Origin of the sequence: Rhodococcus sp. BL-253-APC-6A1W, assembly GCF_012843405.1 — a bacterium.
Taxonomy (GTDB): Bacteria; Actinomycetota; Actinomycetes; order Mycobacteriales; family Mycobacteriaceae; genus Rhodococcus.
Genome location: NZ_JABAFB010000002.1, coordinates 45,844 through 63,755 on the forward strand (window position 1 = coordinate 45,844; position 17,912 = coordinate 63,755).

Sequence of the window (17,912 nt, forward strand, 5' to 3'; positions counted from 1 at the left end):
CAGCTTACGAGTTCCGTCACGAAGAGTAACTGGATCTTGTGAATTGCGACGGTAAAAGTGGGTGCATGACATTCCATCCGTCGGGCATCTTCGTCCCGCTCGTCACCCCGTTCACAGACACCGGCGAGATCGCCGCGACCGACCTCGAACGTCTCGCCCACGGCGTGATCGAAGAAGGCGCAGCCGGCATCGTGGCGTTGGGAACAACCGCGGAGGCGGCCACCCTGACCCCTCTGGAACGTCGAGAGGTCGTGCGGATCTGCAGCACGGCGTGCCGCGAGCACGGCGTGCCCCTGATCGTCGGCGCAGGTTCGAACGACACGGCCGGCACCGCGCGCACCCTCGAGGAACTGCATGCGGAGGGCGACGCCACAGCCGCAATGGTGGTGGTCCCGTACTACACACGCCCGTCCGAGGCAGGGGTGGTGGCGCACTTCGAATACATCGCCGCACGCAGTCCGCTCCCCCTGATTCTCTACAACGTTCCGTACCGCACCGGTCAGCACCTGGGCTGGGAGTCCGTCGAGCGACTGTCGCAGCATCCGCAGATTGCCGGCATCAAACAGGCAGTCGGCTCGGTGGACACCGACACCGCGCGACTGGTCGCAGTGGCCCCCACGTCGTTCTCGGTCCTCGCAGGAGACGACGCGCTGGTTTCCCCGCTCCTCGCGATGGGTGCCGCGGGAGCGATCCTGGCGACCGCGAACGTCTGCACGCGCGAGTTCGTCGAACTGTTCCGGTTGTGGGACGGCGGATTCCTGTCGCAGGCGAGGGCCCTCGGGAACCGACTCGTGGAGACCGCGTGCGCGCTGACCGCAGGGCCGAACCCCACCGTCATCAAGGCCGTGCTCCACGCCCAGGGCAGGATTTCGACTCCGAACGTCCGGCTACCCCTCCTGCCGGCGGGCAGCCCCGCGGCGATTCTCGGAGCGCTGCCCCACACGGTCCGTGCAGGCTAACGGGACGCTGCGCACACGAAGGCCTCGGGCGTGCGGCCGATGCGGGTCAGCACCACGCTCAGCGAGCGTGAGCCCTTCAATTTGAGCCGGGGACGCAGCACCGCGGGATCGATGTCGAGCCCGCGCACCAGGATCTCGGCGATCCCGCAATCGAACCGGGACAGTGCCTGTTTCAGCGCCTTCTCCGTGTATTTGAACTGTTCGAGGACGCGGAATCCACGCACCCCGTCGGGCAACGTATCGCCGGTGAGGTAGGCGATACGTGGATCGAGTTGCCACAGCCCGTGTGCGGCCGCGTAGTGACGCACCAGTCCGGACCGCACGATCGCACCGTCCGGATCGACGATCCATTCCCCCGGTGCACGCTCGGGAATCTCGTCCGGCATCGTGTCGGTGACCTCGAAACCGGTTCCGTCCGAACGGAGTACCGACGCGCGGCGTCGAACACCGCCGTGGGTGAGTCCCGGGGAGTACAGGCATGCTTCACGCACGCCGCCGTCCAGCGACACCACCTCGACCTCGCCGTCCCAGTCGAGGGAGTCGAAGTCCAGACCCGGCGCGCACTTCACGGCCAGATCGCGTCCTGCATACACCCCGAGAAGGTCGGGCAACGGCGGTTGCAGCGCCGCCGGGTCGTGGGTCCTGCGGCCGCCGGCGCGACGCGCAGGGTCCGCGACGACGGTCGTGCCGCGTGTCACCGGCGTCAGCGCGTCCGCACGGAGGAGATATGCCTCGGGGACGTTGTGCGCGGCCATGGCGAGGCGCACTTCGTCGAGGTCGCTGCCCACCACCGTCTCCGCGACACCGACGAGTTCGGCGAGTTCGGTGCCGATCGAGCAGGTGACGTCGTGGACCCGGCGGCCGGCAAGCCGTCGCGCTCGATGCGCCGCCACGGTTGCGGGCGTCGACTGCTGCACTGCATCGTCGGTGAGGATCCAGCGCGCGGCACCGGGAATCTTCGCGTCCGCCTTGCGGCGCAACAACACCGTCTCCACGAGCACCGCGGTACGGTCGCCGAAGTGCGTACGCACCCAGCCGATATCGGCAAGGCGCGTACGCGTCGACAGTTCACGCTCGCCGACACGTGCGAGCGCTGCCGCGCCGGTATCGGAGGTCAGGTACCGGACGTCGTCGAGCGTGAACTCGTATCCCAATTACTTGCCCGGCTTCACACCGGTGATCATCACGTTGTAGAAGAAGCTGCGCGGGACAACGTGCTTGAGCACATTCTCGTCGACCCAGCTGAGCGACTTCCAGCCGCCGAAGGCGAACTTGGCCCAGTTCCAGCCCAGCTTCTCGGGCGGAACTGCGGCTTCGAACGTGCGAACGGGCCAGCCGAGCAGTGCGGCGGCGAACTCCTCGCTCGAGGCCTTGACGTTCACCGCGCCGGCCGACCGGGCGATCTTCTCGAGATCGGAGGGGTCGAAGGTGTGCAGATCGACGACGGCCTCGAGTGCCGCGGCGCGCGACGACTCGTCGAGTTCGGTCTGCGGGCGGCGCCAGTCGCTGAGGAACGGCAGCTTCGTGACGGTGGTCGTGGCCTCCCACGTGATGCGCCCGAGCCAGCGCGCGTAGAAGTTGCCGACTGTGCTCGGCTCACCGGCGAACACGAATCGGCCACCCGGCTTGAGGATGCGCAGCACCTCACGCAGGGACTGCTCGACATCGGGAATGTGGTGCAGCACTGCGTGTCCGACGACGAGGTCGAACGTGTCGTCCTCGTACGGAATGGTTTCGGCATCGGCGACACGGCCGTCGACGTCGAGGCCGAGATGCTCGGCGTTGCGCAGCGCCACCTTGACCATGCCCGGCGACAGGTCGGTGACCGAACCGCTCTTCGCCACCCCACCCTGCATGAGGTTGAGCAGGAAGAAGCCGGTGCCGCAGCCCAACTCGAGCGCCCGCTCGTAGGGCAGGGGCTGCTCTCCGGCGGCGGCGACGAACCGTCCCTTCGCGTAGTCGATGCAGCGTTCGTCGTACGAGATCGACCACTTGTCGTCGTACGTCTCGGCTTCCCAGTCGTGGTAGAGCACCTGAGCGAGCTTGGTGTCTTCCATCGCTGCCGCGACCTGTTCGGCAGTGGCGTGCGGGTTCGGCGCGGGGTCGACCCCGTCGGGCCTGCTTGCAGTCATGGCGGTGATCCTACCCATCGGTAAGTCGGGGGCAATTTTGCGGTTGGGCGAACTATTCGCCGACGAAATCGGCTTTTCCGGGTCCGTCGGCGAGGAACGACTCCATGCCGATGGTGCGATCCTTCGTGGCGAACAGCGACGCGAACAGGTGCTGTTCGATGGCGAGGCCGGTCACGAGATCGGTCTCGAGGCCCTGGTCGATCGCAGCCTTGGCTGCCGCAAGCGCACGCGACGCCGCCGTGGTGAACTGCGCGGCCCACCGGCGGGCCGCCTCGTACACGTCGTCCGGTGCCACGACCTCGTCCACGAGACCCATCGCCAGAGCCTCGTCCGCCCCGACGAACCGGCCGGTGTACACGATGTCCTTGGCTTTCGACGGCCCCACCAGGCGGGCGAGGCGCTGTGTGCCGCCACCACCGGGGATCACGCCGAGCAGGACCTCGGGCGTGCCCAGCTTCACGTTGTCCCCGATGATGCGCCTGTCGGCGCCGAGGGCGAGTTCGAGGCCACCGCCGAGCGCGTAGCCGGTGATCGCGGCGACGGTCGGCTTCGGAATGTCGGCGATCGAGCCCAGCGCGGATTGCAGATCGCCCACGATCCGGCTCATCCGGACGAAGTCGATCTCGGCGAGTTCCTTGATGTCGGCGCCGGCGGCGAACACCTTCTCCCCGCCGTACACGATCACCGACTTCACGTCGTCCCGCACCGACGCTTCCCGCGCGGCCTCCCGAAGCTCCTCCTGGAGTTGCCGGTTGAGCGCGTTCATCGGCGGCCGGTCGAGTCGGATGGTGCCGATACCGTCGGAAACCTCGAGCGTCACGAATTCAGGCATGCACGAAGCCTAGAGGTCGGCGCGCTGGGCCCACGGATGCGACCCGACCGCGTAGTAGCCGTCCTCGCCGTCGAACGAGATGTGGATCATTCCGTCCCGCTTGCTCATGACGGGAAGGACCGGTTCGACGGTCACTTCCGCGGCTATGATCTCCGCGACCGTCCGGTATCGCGCCAGGTCCGTCAACTGAGTCCAGGTCGGGGGAAGCAGCACGCACCGTCCCGACCGCCAGTACTCGAGTTCTTCCGCGGCGGTCCGCCAGCGCACCTCGTCGGCCTCGCTCGTCTCCCCGTCCGCGCGTTGTCCGTCGGGTGCGGCGGCGACGAAGAAGCGGGTGTCGTACCGGCGTCGCTCGCCCAGGGGCGTGATCCAGTTGGCCCAGGGGCGCAGCAGGTCGGCGCGCAGCACGAGTCCTTCCCGCGCGAGAAAATCGCCGAAGGACAGGTCGCGGGCCTCGAGCTTGCGGCGCGCACCGGCGTAGACGGCAGTGTCGGCGACGAGCGTGTCGGGGTCCGGTCCGGCCAGCAGGACACCGCATTCCTCGAACGTTTCCCGCACGGCCGCCAGTACCAGTGCGCGCGCTGTCGCCTCGTCGGTGGCGAACCGCTCCGCCCACCATGCGACGTCCGGACCGGACCACCGCACCGACGCGTCGGTATCGGACGGATCGACCCCGCCGCCGGGGAACACGGTCATCCCTCCGGCGAAGTCCATGCCGACCACGCGCTGTTGGAGGAACACCTCCACTCCCCGTGCGGAGTCGCGTACCAGCATCACCGTGGACGCACCGCGGATCGGCACCGCGGCGGGGTCGAAGGAGCTCACCGAGCGATCGTGGGACATGGCCTCAAACTATCGGATCACGTGACGCACGCCATGCCGGGCGCCCGTCGTGTCACCCGCGACGGTGGCGTCCCGGCTCCCGGGTTCGGCGTGCGAAGAACCGGCCGTCCGCCTGTTCCAGCGTGATGGCCTGGCTGAACGCTTCGCTGAGGTTCTCCCCGGTGATGACGTCGTCGAGCAGACCCTGCGCGACGACCGTGCCCTCCTTGAGGAGCAGCGCGTGGGTGAAACCGGGCGGGATCTCCTCGACGTGGTGCGTGATGAGGACGGTGGCCGGGGCATCCGGGTCGGCGGCCAGCACGCCGAGCCGCGCGACGAGTTCCTCGCGGCCACCCAGGTCCAGGCCGGCCGCGGGTTCGTCGAGCAGCAGCAGTTCGGGATCGGTCATGAGCGCGCGGGCGATGAGCACGCGTTTGCGCTCGCCCTCCGACAGCGTTCCGTACGAGCGGTCGGCGAGGTGTTCGGCGCCGAGGCTCTCGAGCATCTCGATCGCGCGCTCGGTGTCCATGTCGTCGTAGCGCTCGCGCCATCGGCCGAGTACGCCGTATCCGGCGGAGATCACCAGATCGAGGACTTTCTCGTCGAACGGCACGCGGTTCGCGAGCGCCGCCGACGACAGGCCGATGCGGGTCCGCAGTTCGGACAGGTCGGTCCGGCCGAACGTTTCGCCGAGCACGTGTGCCGTTCCGGACGTGGGGAACGTCTCGGCCGCCGCGATGCGCAGCAGCGTCGTCTTGCCTGCGCCGTTGGGGCCGAGCACCACCCAGCGTTCGTCGAGTTCCACCTTCCAGGTCACGGGTCCGACGAGGACGTTGCCTCCACGCCGCACCAGAACGTCTTCGAATTCGATGAGCAAATCGGGATCAGGTTGTGCCACGCGTCCATCTTGTCTTACGTCCGGGCGCGACACGCGGCAGGATCATCCCTGTGTCGTCACCCTCCTCGGAATCCGTCCCGTCCGCCGCCCTGCACGACCGGTCGCCGTTCCCCCTCGGCGCGACGGTTGTCGGTTCCGGTACCCGGTTCGCCGTGCACGCCCCGCACAGCGACCGCGTCCAGGTGTGTCTCGTCGGCGAGGACGGGCACGAACAGCGCATCGACCTCCCCGATTTCACCTACGGCGTGTGGCACGGCGTGGTCCCCGGTGTCGGCGCGGGGCAACGGTACGGCTATCGCGCGCACGGGCGGTGGGATCCGCGCCACGGCCTGCGCACCAATCCGCACAAGATCCTTCTCGATCCGTGGGGACGACAGATCACGGGCGAGATGGGTGACGCAGCCAGGCTGCTGGCGTACGACGGCGGACCGTTCGACGCGATGTCGACTGTGGACTCACTCGGGCACACGCCGCTGTCGGTGGTGACGGCCTCCGACGCCGACACCCCGCAGCGGCCGGACATACCGTGGGAGAACACCGTCGTCTACGAACTGCACGTGGGTTCGTACACCGCGCACCATCCGCAGGTACCCCCGCATCTGCGCGGCACCTACCTCGGGCTCTGCCACCCGGCGGTGATCGACCATCTCGTGCAGCTCGGAGTGACCACCGTCGAACTCCTGCCGGTCCAGGCTTTTCTCACCGAACCCCCGGTCCGGGCGCGCGGGATGCGCAATCACTGGGGGTATTCGACCGCGTCGTACTTCGCTCCGCACCCCGCCTACGCCGCGACACCGGGTGAGGAGATCGCCGAGTTCCGCACGATGGTCCGCGCGCTGCACAGCGCCGGACTCGAAGTCGTTCTCGATGTCGTCTACAACCACACGTGCGAATGGTCGGTGGCGGGACCGAACCTGTCGTGGCGCGGCCTCGACGCGCCCGGTTACTACCTGCTCGACCACCACGGTCACGACATCGACCTCACCGGCTGCGGCAACACGATCGACGGTTCCTCCCCCATCGCCGTCCGGATGGTGTGCGACAGCCTGCGGTACTGGGCGCAGGAGATGGGTGTGGACGGGTTCCGGTTCGACCTCGCGAGCGCGCTGGCGCGGCCGCGCGGTGGTGCGTTCGACCCGCGCGGGGCTCTGCTCACCGCGATCACCACCGACCCGGTGCTCACCGACCTCAAACTCATCGCCGAGCCGTGGGACGCGACCGGGCACGGTTACCAGTTGGGACGCTTCGGTGTGCAGTGGGCCGAATGGAACGACAAGTACCGCGACACGGCGCGCCGCTTCTGGGCGGGGCACTCGGGTGTGCGCGAACTCGCCTCGAGGCTCACCGGCTCGGAGGATCTGTTCCGGCGGGATCAGCGGCAGCCCGCGATGTCGGTCAACTACATCACCGCGCACGACGGATTCACGCTCACCGACCTCGTGTCGTACCGGCACAAGCGCAACGAGGCGAACGGTGAGGACGGCCGCGACGGCTCCGACCACAACGAATCGGTCGACCACGGGGTGGAAGGTCCCACCGACGACGTGGAGATCGTCGCCGCGCGCGACCGGCACGTCCGCGCGCTGCTCGCGACGCTGCTGCTCTCGACCGGGACACCGATGCTGCTCGCAGGGGACGAACTCGGTCACACCCAGCACGGCAACAACAACGCGTACTGCGTTCCGGAGGATGTACCGGTACCCGACGCGTGGCCGTTGGACTGGGAAGACGCCGACCTCGACCGGCTCGCGTACGTGCGCGGGCTTCTCCGGCTCCGGAACGTCGTGCCGGTGCTACGGCGGCGACGGTTCTTCGACGGGCGGGCGAGGACCGACGGCCACCCCGACCTGGTGTGGTTCGGGATCGACGGCACCGAACTCGACTACGCGGGCTGGCACGACGAGAGCCGCCGCACCCTTCAAGGGTGGGTCGACGGATCGGGGCTGGGCACCACCACCCGCGCGGGGATACGGCTCCCCGACAGCAGTGGTCTGTTCGTCCTGCACGCCGGGGGCGCCGCGACCCTGACGCTGGGTGGGCCGGAGTGGTATCGCGGCGACATCATGTGTGTCTTCGACTCGAGCACTGTCGACGGCTCACCCGTCGACGATGCGCCTCACCCGGTGGGCACCGAGTTTACGCTGCCCGGTCCGGCCGTACTGGTGTTCCGAACCGCACTGCGAGACGAAATACCCACGGACCCAACGCACTCCGGCTCCGACCACCACGGGTCCACGCCGGGATGACGCGGTGCGGCGTCGCTGTCGTCGCGACGGTCACTCTGCCAGTGCGACGACGGTGACCGACCCGGGCGCGACTTCGGTGAACCCGGCGTCCTTCACCGCGACGGCAGATCCGTTCTCGACGTGCGCGAGCAGTTCGCGCCATCGCGCGGGGGTCGCCTCACGGACGGCACAGGGATAACCCGCGGCCGCCCACTGGCGCGCGGACTCGAGCGGCATCGCGCCGGCGAGCAGCATCGAGGCGTGACCGACCTGTGCGGCGGCCTTGCCCACCGTCATACCGAGAGTTCCGTCGACCCACAGCACCGGAACACCGGCGGGCGGGGAGGGCGGACTGTCGGGCGGGACATCGGTGCCGCCGATCTGCAACCGGGAGATCCTCGGGTCGAGGGCTCCTACCGGACCGGGGACCAGTGCCCGCGCCTGGGCGCCGGCGTGGTCGACGGTGACACCGGGGACCTCCTGCGCGGCACGCCATTGCGCGCCGCGGGCACGACGGCTGACCTTGCGGATCCGGGCGTCGTTCCACGCGAGGAACGGTTCCTGCCACGGTCCGGGCTCTCCGTCCGGGCCCGGCCCGACCCGCGGATCCAGGCACAGTGTGACGGTGGCGATTGCGGCGGCCTCGAGCAGCGAACTCCGGTCGGGCGGGTCGGATTTCGGGATGTGGAGAACGATCGGCATCGCCAGCACCGACGCCGGGTCGTCCGGGTCGGGCCGGTCTCCGTAACCCCGGGCGAGCACGGCGTGCCGCTGCGCGAACCCGGGGTCGGTGAAGATCGGATGGGGTTCAGGCACCACGATCGAGCGGTACCCGTCGCAACGTTCCGTCGACCCGGTCGGCGGCTTCCACCTCGTCCCGCGTGACACCGAGGACGAAGAGCACGGCGTCCAGATACGGGTAGGACAACGCGGTGTCGGCGACCTCGCGCAGCGCGGGCTTCGCGTTGAACGCGATACCCAGCCCTGCGGCACCGAGCATGTCGATGTCGTTGGCACCGTCGCCGACGGCCACGGTCTGCTCGATGGGCACACCCGCCTCGGCGGCGAATTCCCGGAGCGCGTGCGCCTTTGCGGCACGGTCGACGATGTCGCCGACAACGCGGCCCGTGAGCCTTCCGTCGACGATTTCGAGAGTGTTCGCGCGCACGAAGTCGAGTTCGAGGTCGTGAGCGAGGCCTTCGATGACCTGGCGGAAACCGCCCGAGACGACGCCGCAGCGGAACCCGAGCCGACGCAGCGTCCGGATGGTGGTGCGCGCGCCGGGGGTGAGTTCGATCTGATCGGCGACTTCGTCGATGACACTGGCGGGCAGGCCGGCGAGTGTGGCGACGCGTTGTTCGAGCGACTGCGCGAAATCGATCTCGCCCCGCATCGCGGCTTCGGTGACTTCGCGGACCTTGTCCTCGACGCCCGCGTGCGCAGCGAGCATCTCGATGACCTCGCCCTGCACCAGAGTCGAGTCCACGTCGAAGACGATCAGACGCTTCGCGCGACGGGCGAGACCGGCGCGTTCCACCGCGATGTCCACGTCGATACCGGCGGCGAGTTCCGCGAGGGCCTTGCGCAAACGGGAGTCGGCATCCGAATCGGTGTCCGGTGCGGTGACCATCAGTTCCAGTCCGGTGACGGGATAGTCGGCGATGCCGCGGATGGAGTCGATGTTGGCGCCCTGTGCGGCAAGCGTGCGTCCCACCGACCGCAACGCGCGCGCACTCAACGGGCTGCCCAGCACGACGACGGCGTGGGTGGACACCGGGTGGCCGCTGCCGGGCGCCACGCCGATCTGCACTTCGGCGCGCATGCCGATGGCGGCCATGGCCGACGAGACCTCGTCCTGCAACGCCTCGACATCGCGGGGGCAGACCACGAGGACGCCGAGCGTCAACTGCCCGCGGATCACGACCTGCTCGACGTCGAGCAGGTCGACGTCATACCTCGTCAGCGCTGCGAACAGCTCCGAGGTCACGCCGGGATGGTCCGGTCCGGTCACGGTCACGAGCACCGTGCTGTCAGACGCCACAACGTCTCCGATCATTGTCGTCGAGGCACGTGCGGACGCAGCACGTGCCTATCCATTGTCGCAGTTCGAGCGGTCGGCTCCGCGTCGGGGTACGGGCCCGGAACGGCCGAAGCCCCGCCCGTGGAGACGGGCGGGGCTTCGGTGCGTAGAGCGGGTCGATCAGGAGCGCGGGACGTCGCCGGGGGTACGGTCGGCGCCTTCGAGCACGTTCACGCTGTGCTTGTGGCTACCCGGTCCGACGTGCGCCTCGGCGCGCATCTTCTCGACCATGTGCGGGTAGTGCAGTTCGAACGCGGGGCGCTCCGACCGGATGCGCGGCAACTCGGTGAAGTTGTGCCGCGGCGGCGGGCAGGAGGTGGCCCACTCGAGCGAGTTACCGAAGCCCCACGGGTCGTCGACCGTGACGACCTGGCCGTAACGGTAGCTCTTGAACACGTTCCACAGGAACGGCAGGGTCGAAGCACCGAGCACGAACGCACCGATGGTCGAGATCGTGTTGAGCGTGGTGAACCCGTCCGACGGCAGGTAGTCCGCGTAGCGACGCGGCATGCCCTCGTTACCGAGCCAGTGCTGCACCAGGAAGGTGGTGTGGAAGCCCACGAAGGTCAGCCAGAAGTGCCACTTGCCGAGACCCTCGTCGAGCATGCGGCCCGTCATCTTCGGGAACCAGAAGTAGATGCCGGCGTACGTGGCGAACACGATGGTGCCGAAGAGCACGTAGTGGAAGTGCGCCACGACGAAGTACGAGTCGTGCAGGTGGAAGTCGAGCGGCGGGCTCGCGAGGATGACGCCGGTCAGGCCACCGAAGAGGAACGTGATGATGAAGCCGACCGAGAACAACATCGGTGTCTCGAAGGTCAATTGCCCCTTCCACAGCGTGCCGATCCAGTTGAAGAACTTCACGCCCGTCGGGACGGCGATCAGGAACGTCATGAACGAGAAGTACGGAAGCAGCACGGCGCCGGTGGCGTACATGTGGTGCGCCCACACCGCGATCGACAGCGCCGCGATGGCGATCGTCGCGTAGACCAGGCCGGTGTAACCGAAGATCGGCTTACGGCTGAAGACCGGGAAGATCTCCGAGACGATGCCGAAGAACGGCAGCGCGATGACGTACACCTCGGGGTGACCGAAGAACCAGAACAGGTGCTGCCAGAGGAGCACACCGCCGGTAGCCGGGTCGTAGATGTGGCCACCGAGATGACGGTCGACGAACAGCCCGAAGAACGCAGCGGTCAGCAGCGGGAACACGAGCAGGATCAGCAGGGCGGTGATCAGGATGTTCCACGTGAAGATCGGCATCCGGAACATCGTCATACCGGGAGCGCGCATGCACACGACGGTGGTGATGAAGTTGACCGCGCCGAGGATGGTGCCCAGGCCCATGACACCGAGACCGAGAATCCAGAAGTCCGCGCCGACACCCGGGGAATGCAGCTCACTGGTGAGCGGGGTGTACGCGGTCCAGCCGAAGTCGGCGGCACCACCGGGGGTCACGAAGCCGAGCATGACGATCGTCGCGCCGAACAGGTACAGCCAGTAGCTGAACGCGTTCAGACGCGGGAACGCCACGTCGGGCGCGCCGATCTGCAACGGCAGGATGTAGTTCGCGAAGGCGAACACCACGGGCGTCGCATACATCAGCAGCATGATCGTGCCGTGCATGGTGAACAGCTGGTTGAACTGTTCGTTCGACAAGAACTGAAGACCGGGAACCGCGAGCTCTGTACGCATCAGCAGGGCCATCAGGCCACCGATGAGGAAGTACGCGAACGAGGTGACCAGGTACATGAGCCCAAGCATCTTGGGGTCTGTTGTCGTGATCATCTTGTAGATGAACGAACCCTTGGGTCCCTGCCGCGGCGGGTATGGCCTCGCTACCGCTAACTCTGGGACTGGCTGGGGCGCTACGGCAGTCACTAATCCTCCTGAATGCGCGCTCGGCCTCGGGCTGGAGGCGAACGTTCTCTGGCTTGCGCTCATCGAATCGTAGACCCTCCGCAAACCGGTCGCCCGCCGGGTCCTACTCGCTGTCGTATTCGCCGCCACGCTACCTGGCATGGAGCCCGGGACTCACCGCAGAGCCTGTGCTGCGGATCACAGGAACGGGTCCCAACGAGCTTGCGGGACACTGTCGGCGGCGTGTGCCACACGAGATAGCCTGAGCCGTCCCCTGGTTCGAGCCCGTCCGTCAGGAGTGGTCTGAAGTGTTAGCTGTGCACCGGTCCCGCGCAGTCGTCGCGTCCCTCGCGATCGCTGCCGCGACGTCGACCGTACTGGCGAGTTGTTCCACCCCCGCCGACGACGACGCCTCGACCATCGTGCGCACGACCACCCGCATCGCCGGCGCATCCGTGGTCGGCATCGACCGTGACACCAGCACCGCGTGCGCCCTTCCGTCTCCTCTGGATGCGGGCGTTCCGCCGACCGGCACACGGCGGATGGTCCACACCGCCGGGGTCACCGAGGTTCCGGCCGACGCGCAGCGCATCGTCGTGCTCGACGAGGCAGCGCTCGACGCCGTGTGCGCACTCGGCTTGTGGGAGCGTGTCGTGGGCGCCACCGTCGACGCCGACGGAAGGCCGGAGTATCTCGGCACCGGCATCTCCGAGTTGCCCACCGTCGGGCCGGAGGGCGCGCCCGATGTCGCCGCGATCGAGCAGGCCCGCCCCGATCTGATCCTGGGGTCGGCGGCCGACGAGAGCGTCTACCGATCGGTGTCCGCGGTGGCCCCCACCGTGCTGGTCGGTTCCGATCCCGTGTTCTGGCGGGATCAGTTCCTCCGCGTCGGCGAAGCCCTGGGACGCAACGCCGCCGCGCAGGCGGTACTCGACACCTACGCCGCCGAGGCTGCCGCCCTCGGACGCGAACTGGTGTCGTCCCAGACTCAGGCCTCGATCGTGCGGTTCACCGCCGACGGTGGAGAGATAGAGGGCACGGCGTCGTTCGCCGGACAGGTCGTCGGAGATCTCGGCGCCGCACGGCCGCCGGCACAGCGGTTCGGGGTCGTCGACAACCGCCCGACCGAAGCTTTCGCCGCGGACGATCCGGCGGCAGCGGACGGCGATGTGATCTTCGTCCGATTCGACGGCGAAGACGGACTCGAGCGCGGCACCGAGATCATGCGCACCGATCCGTGGCTCGACCTCGGCGCGGTCACCGACAACCGGTTGTTCTCCGTAGCCGACGAGGTGTGGTCCACACCCGGTCCCGTCGCAGCGCGCGCGATCCTCGAGGACCTCGGCGTGGGTCTCAACGGTTACTCCGGATAGAAGAGGAATACGCGATGCCGGTCCCCGACTTCGTTCTCCGACTCCGCGCCCAGGTCGGCACAGCACCGCTGTGGCTGCCCGGAGTGAGCGCCGTCGTCGTCGACGACGATCACCGGGTGTTGCTCACCCGCCGCGCGGACAACGGAAAATGGGCCGTCGTCTCGGGCATCCTCGAGCCAGGCGAAGAACCTGCGGCAGCGGCGATCCGGGAAGTGCACGAGGAAACGGGCGTCGACGCGGAAGTCGTCCGGCTCACGAGCGTCGACGTCACCGCTCCGATCGTCTATCCGAACGGTGACGAAGCGCAGTATCTCGATGTGGCATTTCTCATGCGCGCCGTGGGTGGCAGTGCCCGGGTGGCCGACGACGAGAATCTCGAGGTCGGGTGGTTCTCCCCCGACTCTCTCCCCGAACCGCTGACCGACACCTCGCGGCTACGGCTCGGCAAAGCTCTCGCGGGCCGCCCCGAAGCATGGTTCCGCCGCCCCTGACGCCACGAAAGCCCGGCGGCCGGGTGCCGCCGCACTGTGTGCGTGGCACCCGGCCGCCGGGACCGACTGTGAGGGATCCGGTCAGAAGTCCCAGTCGTCGTCCTCGGTGACGACAGCCTTGCCGATGACGTAGGAGCTACCCGAACCCGAGAAGAAGTCGTGGTTCTCGTCGGCATTCGGCGAGAGCGCCGACAGGATAGCCGGGTTCACGTCGGTCTCGTCCTTCGGGAACAGCGCCTCGTACCCGAGGTTCATCAGCGCCTTGTTGGCGTTGTACCGGAGGAACTTCTTGACGTCCTCGGTCAGGCCTGCCTCGTCGTACAGGTCTGCGGTGTACTGGGTTTCGTTGTCGTAGAGCTCGAAGAGCAGCTCGAAGACCCAATCCTTGAGGTCGTCGCGCTCGGCCTGAGTGATCTTCTCGAGGCCCTTCTGGTACTTGTAGCCGATGTAGTAGCCGTGCACGGCCTCGTCACGGATGATCAGGCGGATCATGTCGGCCGTGTTGGTCAGCTTCGCCCGCGACGACCAGTACATCGGCAGGTAGAAGCCCGAGTAGAAGAGGAACGACTCGAGCAGCGTCGAGGCGGCCTTGCGCTTGAGCGGGTTGTCGCCCTTGTAGTAGTCCAGGACGATCTGCGCCTTGCGCTGAAGGTTCACGTTGTCCTCCGACCACCGGAACGCGTCGTCGATCTCACGCGTCGAGCACAGGGTCGAGAAGATGTTCGAGTACGACTTCGCGTGTACCGACTCCATGAACGCGATGTTCGTGAGGACAGCTTCCTCGTGGGGAGTGACCGCGTCGGGAATCAGCGAGACAGCGCCCACCGTGCCCTGGATGGTGTCGAGCAGGGTCAGTCCCGTGAACACCCGCATCGTGAGCTGCTGCTCGTATGCGTTGAGCGTTCCCCACGACGGGATGTCGTTGGACACCGGCACCTTCTCCGGAAGCCAGAAGTTGCCGGTGAGGCGATCCCACACCTCGGCGTCCTTCTCGTCGGGAACGCGGTTCCAGTTGATCGCGGAGACGCGATCGATGAGCTTGACGCGCAGGCCGTCCGCCGGCGAGTGCGCGTGCGGTGCTGAGGTCATCGGTTACCTACCTGATCGGTGTTCGTGTGCAACGGGTGTCGTGGACGTCGGATCACAGCATGCAGGAGACGCAACCCTCGACCTCGGTGCCCTCGAGCGCCATCTGCCGCAGGCGGATGTAGTACAGCGTCTTGATGCCCTTGCGCCACGCGTAGATCTGCGCCTTGTTCACATCGCGGGTGGTCGCGGTGTCCTTGAAGAACAAGGTGAGCGACAGACCCTGGTCGACGTGCTGCGTCGCCGCGGCGTAGGTGTCGACGATCTTCTCGTACCCGATTTCGTACGCGTCCTGGAAGTACTCCAGGTTGTCGTTGGTCAGGTAGGGAGCCGGGTAGTAGACGCGGCCGATCTTGCCCTCTTTGCGGATCTCGATCTTCGAGGCGACGGGGTGGATCGAACTCGTGGAGTTGTTGATGTACGAGATCGAGCCGGTCGGCGGCACGGCCTGCAGGTTCTGGTTGTAGATACCGTGCTGCTGCACCGACGCCTTCAGCTGCCGCCAGTCGTCCTGCGTGGGGATCTCCACACCCGACTCGGTGAACAGCTGACGCACCCGCTCGGTGGCCGGCTCCCACGTCTGGTCGGTGTACTTGTCGAAGAACTCACCCGACGCGTACTTCGACTCGGGGAAGCCCTTGAAGTACGAGCCCCGCTCGATGGCGAGCTTGTTCGAGGCACGCAGTGCGTGGAACAACACCGTGTAGAAGTAGATGTTCGTGAAGTCGATGCCCTCGTCGGAGCCGTAGTAGATCCGCTCGCGGGCGAGGTAGCCGTGCAGGTTCATCTGCCCGAGGCCGATCGCGTGGGAATCGTTGTTTCCCTGCTCGATCGACGGGACCGAATTGATGTGCGTCTGGTCGGACACCGCCGTGAGCCCGCGGATCGCGACCTCGATGGTGCGCGCGAAGTCCGGCGAATCCATGGTCTTGGCGATGTTGAGCGAACCGAGGTTGCAGGAGATGTCCTTGCCGACATGGCTGTAGGACAGGTCGTCGTTGTAGGTCGACGGCGTGGACACCTGCAGAATCTCCGAGCACAGGTTCGAGTGGGTGATCTTGCCGGCGATCGGGTTCGCGCGGTTCACCGTGTCCTCGAACATGACGTACGGGTAGCCGGACTCGAACTGCAGCTCGGCGACCGTCTGGAAGAACTCGCGCGCCTTGATCTTTGACTTGCGGATCCGCTTGTCGTCGACCATCTCGTAGTACTTCTCGGTGACGTCGATGTCGGCGAACGGCTTGCCGTAGATGCGCTCGACGTCGTACGGCGAGAACAGGTACATGTCCTCGTTCCGCTTCGCCAGCTCGAACGTGATGTCCGGGATCACGACGCCGAGGGAGAGCGTCTTGATGCGGATCTTCTCGTCGGCGTTCTCACGCTTGGTGTCGAGGAAGCGGTAGATGTCGGGGTGGTGGGCGTGCAGGTACACCGCGCCCGCGCCCTGACGGGCACCGAGCTGATTCGCGTACGAGAAGGAGTCCTCGAGCAGCTTCATGATGGGGATGACGCCGGAGGACTGGTTCTCGATCTTCTTGATCGGCGCGCCGTGCTCACGAATGTTGGTCAGCAGCAGGGCAACTCCGCCGCCGCGCTTCGACAGCTGCAGCGCCGAGTTGATCGCGCGGCCGATCGACTCCATGTTGTCCTCGATGCGGAGCAGGAAGCAGGAGACCGGTTCGCCGCGCTGCTTCTTGCCGGAGTTGAGGAACGTGGGGGTGGCGGGCTGGAAACGCCCGGAGATGATCTCGTCGACGAGGTGCGTCGCGAGGATCTCGTCACCGTCGGCGAGCGTCAGCGCCACCATGCACACGCGATCTTCGAAGCGCTCGAGGTAGCGCTTTCCGTCGAACGTCTTGAGCGTGTACGACGTGTAGTACTTGAACGCGCCGAGGAAGGTCGGGAAGCGGAACTTCTGCGCGTACGCGTGCTGGAACAGCGTCTTGACGAACGGCCGCGAGTACTTGTCGAGGACCTCGGGCTCGTAATAGTTCTCCTCCACGAGGTAGTCGAGCTTCTCGTCGAGGTTGTGGAAGAAGACGGTGTTCTGGTTGACGTGCTGAAGGAAGTACTGGCGCGCCGCGGCGACATCCTTGTCGAACTGGATCTCGCCGTTCGGGCCGTACAGGTTCAGCATGGCGTTGAGCGCGTGGTAGTCGAGACCCTTGAGCGACTCGTCGAGCTTCGGGCTCTTGACGGGATCGGGATCGGTAATGGTCACAGTGCTGTCCCCACCTATCGAATAAAGAAACGTGGCCGCGCTGTCACGTGTGCGACGCGCGTCGAAATGGATACGAATGACGGTGTGCCCCATAGATTTCGGGGCGCGGCGGTGCGGCCTATGCGGTTTGCAGCTCCGATTCCCAGAAGTGGGCGAGCCCGGCTCGGACACGCTCGACATCGTCTGTCGTGCCCATCAGCTCGAATCGATACAGATAGGGCACCTGACACTTCCGCGAGATGATGTCGCCCGCGAAACAGTACGACTCTCCGAAGTTGGTGTTCCCTGCCGCGATCACGCCCCGGATCAGGCCGCGGTTGTGCTCGTTGTTGAGGAACCGGATGACCTGCTTGGGAACGTAATGCGTGTCGCGCCCGGTGGCGGTGGTGCCGCCCCCGTAGGTGGGCACCACCAGCACGTACGGCTCCTGCACTTCGAAGGTGCCCTCACGGTCCTGCAGCGGGATCCGCGTCGCCGGGATCCCGAGCTTCTGCACGAACCGGTGGGTGTTCTCCGATGTACTCGAGAAGTACACCAGCGACGTACCCGGGGACGGACCCTGCGAGGTCATCGGTGTTCACCACTCTTCAATCGATTGCGAAGACCGGCTCGGTCGGGCAAAGAACTACTGCCGCAGCGGACTGCGACCGGTCCGCGGAAGCGGACGACACGAACACTCAGGCTGCGACCGTGAGCGCCTTGATGCGATCGGGACGGAAACCGGCCCAGTGATCGTCACCGGCGACGACGACGGGAGCCTGGAGGTAGCCCAGCGCCATCACGTAGTCGCGGGCTTCCGGGTTCTCGGTGATGTCGACGACGTCGTACTCGATGCCGGCCTTGTCGAGGGCACGGTAGGTGGCATTGCACTGGACGCAGGCAGGCTTTGTGTAGACGGTGATGTTCATGGGTGCCCCTTAGTTCACGATGGCC

At 66.7% G+C, this 17,912-nt stretch carries 16 protein-coding genes; 4 read left to right on the forward strand and 12 right to left on the reverse strand.

Annotated features, from left to right (window positions below):
* Nucleotides 1-65 precede the first annotated feature (65 nt).
* Nucleotides 66-959 (forward strand): 4-hydroxy-tetrahydrodipicolinate synthase, encoded by an 894-nt coding sequence (dapA, locus tag HF877_RS02750; RefSeq protein ID WP_169619663.1) that lies wholly within the window; start codon nt 66-68, stop codon nt 957-959.
* Here dapA and HF877_RS02755 read toward each other — a convergent pair.
* The 5 genes from HF877_RS02755 to HF877_RS02775 are packed head-to-tail and all read right to left on the reverse strand — an operon-like array spanning nt 956 to nt 5,643.
* On the reverse strand, nt 956-2,113 hold the full coding sequence (locus tag HF877_RS02755; RefSeq protein WP_169619664.1) for a class I SAM-dependent methyltransferase: 1,158 nt from the start codon (nt 2,111-2,113) through the stop codon (nt 956-958). The genes dapA and HF877_RS02755 overlap by 4 nt on opposite strands.
* A complete protein-coding gene (locus HF877_RS02760; protein ID WP_169619665.1) occupies nt 2,114-3,091 on the reverse strand; it encodes a class I SAM-dependent methyltransferase in 978 nt (325 codons plus the stop codon).
* A 52-nt stretch (nt 3,092-3,143) separates the two neighbouring features.
* Nucleotides 3,144-3,923 (reverse strand): enoyl-CoA hydratase-related protein, encoded by a 780-nt coding sequence (locus HF877_RS02765; RefSeq protein ID WP_169619666.1) that lies wholly within the window; start codon nt 3,921-3,923, stop codon nt 3,144-3,146.
* Between the two features lie 9 nt (nt 3,924-3,932).
* On the reverse strand, nt 3,933-4,766 hold the full coding sequence (locus HF877_RS02770; protein WP_169619667.1) for an NUDIX domain-containing protein: 834 nt from the start codon (nt 4,764-4,766) through the stop codon (nt 3,933-3,935).
* A gap of 52 nt (nt 4,767-4,818) precedes the next feature.
* Nucleotides 4,819-5,643, reverse strand: coding sequence for an ABC transporter ATP-binding protein (locus HF877_RS02775; RefSeq protein ID WP_169619668.1), 825 nt, complete (start codon nt 5,641-5,643; stop codon nt 4,819-4,821).
* Nucleotides 5,644-5,693: 50 nt separating this feature from the next.
* Here HF877_RS02775 and glgX point away from each other — a divergent pair, with 50 nt between their 5' ends.
* Nucleotides 5,694-7,889, forward strand: a complete 2,196-nt coding sequence (glgX, locus tag HF877_RS02780) for a glycogen debranching protein GlgX (RefSeq protein WP_169619669.1) — start codon at nt 5,694-5,696, stop codon at nt 7,887-7,889.
* Between the two features lie 30 nt (nt 7,890-7,919).
* Here the strand turns inward: glgX and HF877_RS02785 are convergent, their stop codons facing one another.
* The 3 genes from HF877_RS02785 to ctaD form a co-directional block, all read right to left on the reverse strand.
* Entirely contained in the window at nt 7,920-8,687 is a 768-nt protein-coding gene (locus HF877_RS02785) for a peptidyl-tRNA hydrolase (RefSeq protein WP_346765047.1), read from the reverse strand.
* Nucleotides 8,677-9,924 carry a phosphoserine phosphatase SerB gene (gene serB, locus HF877_RS02790; RefSeq protein ID WP_169619670.1) on the reverse strand — a complete coding sequence of 416 codons (1,248 nt, stop codon included), beginning with the start codon at nt 9,922-9,924 and terminating at the stop codon, nt 8,677-8,679. The genes HF877_RS02785 and serB overlap by 11 nt, the downstream gene beginning before the upstream one ends.
* A gap of 144 nt (nt 9,925-10,068) precedes the next feature.
* Nucleotides 10,069-11,829 (reverse strand): cytochrome c oxidase subunit I, encoded by a 1,761-nt coding sequence (gene ctaD / locus HF877_RS02795; protein ID WP_169619671.1) that lies wholly within the window; start codon nt 11,827-11,829, stop codon nt 10,069-10,071.
* 287 nt (nt 11,830-12,116) lie between these two features.
* Between ctaD and HF877_RS02800 the strand changes: the two genes are divergently transcribed.
* Nucleotides 12,117-13,181: an ABC transporter substrate-binding protein gene (locus HF877_RS02800; RefSeq protein ID WP_169619672.1), complete on the forward strand. Its 1,065-nt coding sequence runs from the start codon at nt 12,117-12,119 to the stop codon at nt 13,179-13,181.
* 14 nt (nt 13,182-13,195) lie between these two features.
* On the forward strand, nt 13,196-13,672 hold the full coding sequence (locus HF877_RS02805) for an NUDIX domain-containing protein (RefSeq protein ID WP_169619673.1): 477 nt from the start codon (nt 13,196-13,198) through the stop codon (nt 13,670-13,672).
* A gap of 81 nt (nt 13,673-13,753) precedes the next feature.
* On the opposite strand, the gene nrdF is transcribed toward HF877_RS02805, so the two are convergent.
* The 4 genes from nrdF to HF877_RS02825 form a co-directional block, all read right to left on the reverse strand.
* Nucleotides 13,754-14,761, reverse strand: coding sequence for a class 1b ribonucleoside-diphosphate reductase subunit beta (gene nrdF / locus HF877_RS02810; protein WP_169619674.1), 1,008 nt, complete (start codon nt 14,759-14,761; stop codon nt 13,754-13,756).
* A gap of 52 nt (nt 14,762-14,813) precedes the next feature.
* Entirely contained in the window at nt 14,814-16,895 is a 2,082-nt protein-coding gene (gene nrdE / locus HF877_RS02815) for a class 1b ribonucleoside-diphosphate reductase subunit alpha (protein WP_206036560.1), read from the reverse strand.
* A 202-nt stretch (nt 16,896-17,097) separates the two neighbouring features.
* Nucleotides 17,098-17,550, reverse strand: coding sequence for a class Ib ribonucleoside-diphosphate reductase assembly flavoprotein NrdI (gene nrdI, locus HF877_RS02820; RefSeq protein WP_169619676.1), 453 nt, complete (start codon nt 17,548-17,550; stop codon nt 17,098-17,100).
* A gap of 106 nt (nt 17,551-17,656) precedes the next feature.
* Nucleotides 17,657-17,887 carry a redoxin NrdH gene (locus HF877_RS02825; RefSeq protein ID WP_169619677.1) on the reverse strand — a complete coding sequence of 77 codons (231 nt, stop codon included), beginning with the start codon at nt 17,885-17,887 and terminating at the stop codon, nt 17,657-17,659.
* Nucleotides 17,888-17,912: the final 25 nt, after the last annotated feature.